Annotated in this window: 3 protein-coding genes and 1 pseudogene; all 4 read left to right on the forward strand. The window is 66.3% G+C overall.

Annotated features, from left to right (window positions below; translation table 11 throughout):
• Positions 1 to 243: pseudogene (locus tag CQY20_RS35305) on the forward strand (hypothetical protein); the annotation flags it as partial.
• Positions 244 to 275: 32 nt separating this feature from the next.
• A complete protein-coding gene (locus CQY20_RS33295; RefSeq protein WP_097945538.1) occupies positions 276 to 1,265 on the forward strand; it encodes an urease accessory protein UreH domain-containing protein in 990 nt (329 codons plus the stop codon).
• A gap of 398 nt (positions 1,266 to 1,663) precedes the next feature.
• The gene (locus CQY20_RS33300) at positions 1,664 to 2,938 is read left to right on the forward strand and encodes a lipase family protein (RefSeq protein ID WP_097945541.1); all 1,275 of its coding nucleotides are present in this window, start codon (positions 1,664 to 1,666) and stop codon (positions 2,936 to 2,938) included.
• Positions 2,939 to 2,972: 34 nt separating this feature from the next.
• The coding region (locus CQY20_RS33305) for an XdhC family protein (RefSeq protein WP_165789328.1) at positions 2,973 to 4,073 on the forward strand (1,101 nt) is incomplete at its 3' end.

Raw genomic sequence — 4,073 nt, forward strand, 5'->3', positions numbered from 1 at the left:
GTTGCCGCAGTCCAGTCCGAACCCGAACCCATCGACCTGCTGGACCTCGCCGGTGGCGGTGCGCTGCTGAAGTACGGCCCGTATGTGGCAGGTGTTCTGGTGCTGGCGCTGCTGACGTTCGTTCTGCTGGAACTCGCCGGTGAGGATGCGCTGCTGAAGGATGGCCCATACGTGGCGGGCGCTCTGGTGCTGGCGGTCTTAATGTTCATCCTCGGTCGGCGCAGCGCCAAACGGAAGCAGTAGTAAGTGCTGGCCGAGGGATCGGGCTACCGAGCATGAGTCTGACCGCGGTGCTGATCACCGGGCTGACGGCGGGCGCCGGCACGTGCGCGGCCGCTCACGGTGGGCTGCTTGCAGGTGTCATGGCCAGGCAGTGCCCGATGTCAGTCGCGTCCGCCCGATTGGACCTGCTGCCCGTGGGCGGGTTCCTGATCGGAAAGCTGGCTTCCCATTGCGCCGTCGGCGCATTGCTGGGTGCCCTCGGCGCGGCGGTGGCGCTATCCGTCGACGCCCGGACCGCGGTGCAGATCGGCGCCGGACTGGTCATCATCACCTTGGGACTGGCCCAACTCGGCCTGCCCGGCTTTCGCATACTCGCACCGCCGGTCGCGTGCGGCCGGGTGGTGCGTCACACCGTTTCCGCGCCGGTTCTGGTCGGCGTCTGCACCATGTTCCTGCCATGTGGGGTGACGTTATCGGTGGAAGCGCTTGCCGTCGCGTCCGGGTCGGCGGCCCGAGGTGCACTCACCATGGCGGTATTCGTCCTCGGCACCGTCCCGCTGTTCGCCATCCTCGGGTACGCGACTCGCACGGCCGGCCGGGTGTGGGGTGGGCGCTTGGCGGCAGTGACGGGCGTCGTCGTCATCGGAATGGGTCTACTGACGCTCAACGGCGGGCTCGAACTGGCGGGCTCGTCGCTGTCCGCCGGCCGAGTCATGCAGAAGCTGGGGCTCACCGCACCGGCCGTTGCGGTGGCGGACACCGTCTCCGTCCGCGACAGACGACAGCAGGTCACCATTACCGCGACCGGGCGCGGTTACGCACCGGCTTCGATAGCCCTACGGGCCGGGCTACCCACGACGCTGGTGGTGCACTCCGAGCGCGCTGAGGGATGCGTGCGTGCCTTCGTCGTCCGCGACCGGCTATACAACCTGCCCGTCGACGGCGATACGCCTATCGACCTCGGCGTAATCGACGCCGGCACCATCCGCTTCGCCTGCGCGATGGGCATGTACCACGGGGAGATCGATGCCTTGACCGGATAAACAATTTAAATATTGGACGCAAATGCGGATTGGGTCTCGATGCTCAATCGGATTGTGCTGCGCCACGAATGGGTCGCGACAACTGTTTGATGCGGCCGCATGGTCGAATGGGATTTTTCACGCTCCCTACAATTTACATCCGACAAAAATCAAGTAAAGATTTCACTATTCCCGCCAAATTCTTGATTGACCGCTATGACCTGCAGATATACGGTTCACGGAAATAACCCAATGAGGAGTTGGACGTGTCGAATATCTCACCCGTCGAAGGATGTGACTCATTTCGCGGCGAAATCGCATTAACCGCCGTCGGAGCGACAAGCCAAAGCGGAGGGAGCGGCTCGGTCCGACGATTCTTCCTACGCGGTGCGCGCAATAGCGCCGCTGTCGTCCTTGCGGTGCTTGTGGCGGCCGCCACCGCTTTGACGGCTGCGCCGGCCGCATTCGCCGATGACCGTATATACGAGGAGTGGTACACCCCGCCGGAGCCGCTGCCGCCGGGAGCGCCGGGAGATCTGATCCGGACGGAGCCCTCGCGGCTGGTCTTCGAGCCCTCGGGCCAGCTGAGCGCCAACTACCGCGGTACCGGGACTCGCATCATGTATCGCAGCACCGATGCGCAGGGCAAGCCCGTCGCGGTGACCGGCACCTACATCGAGCCCGACGCGCCGTGGACAGGCAATGGGCCGCGTCCGCTACTGGCGTACGCCACCGGCCCGTACGGCGTAGGTGAGCAGTGTGCACCGTCACGGCTGGTCAACCAGGGCATCCACTTCTCCCAGGGCTTCGACTTGATGCTCAACGTCGACCAGGGCTTCTTCGGAACGCTGGTGGCCCGCGGCTTCGCCATCGTGATCACCGACGGCGTCGGGATGGGCGTGCACGGTCCGCAATCACCGCAGTTCCTCAACCGCGTCGCGGCCGGCACCGCCATGATCGACGCGGCGCGCGCCGCGATGAAACTGCCGGGCACATCGCTGGATCCGCACGGGCCCGTTGGGTTCTTCGGTTGGGCGTCCGGTGGGCAGGCGGCGCTGTCGGCCGCGGAATTGGCGCCGACCTACGGCCCCGAGCTCAACGTCGTTGGTGCCGCCGCCGACGCGCCGATCACCGACGTCGCGGAGGCGCTGCCGGGTATCGACGGGAGCTTCCTGGCGGTGCTGACCGGGTACGCGCTGCGCGGGGTCTTCGCCTCCGTGCCGGAGACCGCGGACACCATTCGCAGTGTCATGACTCCGCGTGGCCTGCAGATGCTGGACTGGTCGGGGCACACCTGCCTGGTTCAGGGGGCCGTCGACTACGCGTTCCGTCATATCCAGTACTGGTTCAACACCGATATCGGTGAGCTGTTCGGCAACGACCCGTTCAAGAGCCTGCTGGCTGCCCAGCGCCTGGGCAACCTCAAGCCCGAGGCGCCGGTGTACATCACTCAGAACCGTTGGGACCCGTTGGTTTCCTACAACGCCTCGATGCTGACGGCGCAGGACTGGTGCAGCAAGGGTGCCGACGTGACCGTGAACACCAACGAAGAACCGCCGCTGTTCAACAAGCTCGACATCAACCTGCTGCTGCCGCTGTTCGTGGATGGCGAGCGGACCATGGCGTGGCTGGCCGACCGCTTCAACGGTGTCCCGACCTCGTCCAACTGCGGGCAGTTCGGACCTAATGTCTAGATGGGCGTCGTGAAAGCAGCCTACAATGAATAGTGTGCCCGACGTTCTCGACGACCTGTTGGCGATCTGGTGCGACGGTGCCACCGCCGGCGTCGGTACGGTGGTGCGGACCTTCAAGTCCGCACCCCGGCCGGCCGGTGCGTCGATGGTGGTGGCGCCCGACGGCACGGTGACCGGATCGGTCTCGGGCGGCTGCGTCGAGGGCGCGGTGTACGAACTGGCAACCGAAGTCGTGCAGACCGGTCATCCGTGTCTGCAGCGCTACGGGGTAGTCGACGACGACGCGTTCGCCGTGGGCCTCACGTGCGGGGGAACCTTGGACGTCTTCGTGGAAGCGGTGTCGCAGACGACGTTCCCCAACTTCGACGCGTTCGTCGTGGACGTGGCGGAGCACCGGCCCGTCGCCGTGGCGACGGTGATCGCGCACCCCGACCCTGCCTGGGTGGGGCGACGGCTGGTGGTGCGTTCGTCGGAGGGTTCGCTGGGTTCGCTGGGTTCGCTGCGCGCCGATGACGCCGTCGTCGACGACGTGCGTGGTCTGCTGGCTGCGGGCCGCACCGACGTGCTGACCTACGGTCCCGACGGGGAGCGTCGCGGCGTGGGTATGGAGGTCTTCGTCGCCAGCCATGCACCGCGTCCGCGGATGCTGGTGGTCGGTGCGATCGACTTTGCTGCGGCTGTCGCGCGGCAGGGCTCGTTCCTGGGTTACCGGGTCACGGTGTGCGACGCGCGGCCGGTATTCGCGACCAAGGCCAGGTTTCCGAGCGCCGACGAGGTCGTCGTCGACTGGCCGCATCGCTACCTGGCACAGCAGGTCGAAGCCGGGCTGATCGACGGGCGCACGGTCATTTGCGTGCTGACGCACGATCCGAAGTTCGACGTCCCGGTGCTGGAGGTCGCGCTGCGATTGCCCGAGGTCGGTTACGTCGGCGCGATGGGATCACGGCGCACTCACGACGATCGGATGCAGCGATTGCGTGAGGTGGGTCTGACCGAGGCCGAGTTGACCAGGCTTTCCAGTCCCATCGGACTTGATCTCGGCGCCCGTACTCCGGAGGAGACCGCGGTGTCGATCGCGGCTGAGATCATCGCGTGCCAGTGGGGTGGTGGCGGGCGTCCGCTGGCCCAGCTCGGT

The sequence above is a fragment of the Mycolicibacterium agri genome, assembly GCF_002553505.1.
Lineage (GTDB): Bacteria > Actinomycetota > Actinomycetes > Mycobacteriales > Mycobacteriaceae > Mycobacterium > Mycobacterium agri.

What these genes read in the sequence shown, in the direction of transcription:
- CQY20_RS33295 (WP_097945538.1), top strand. Translation starts at nt 276, where the DNA reads ATGAGTCTGACCGCGGTGCTGATCACCGGGCTGACGGCGGGCGCCGGC.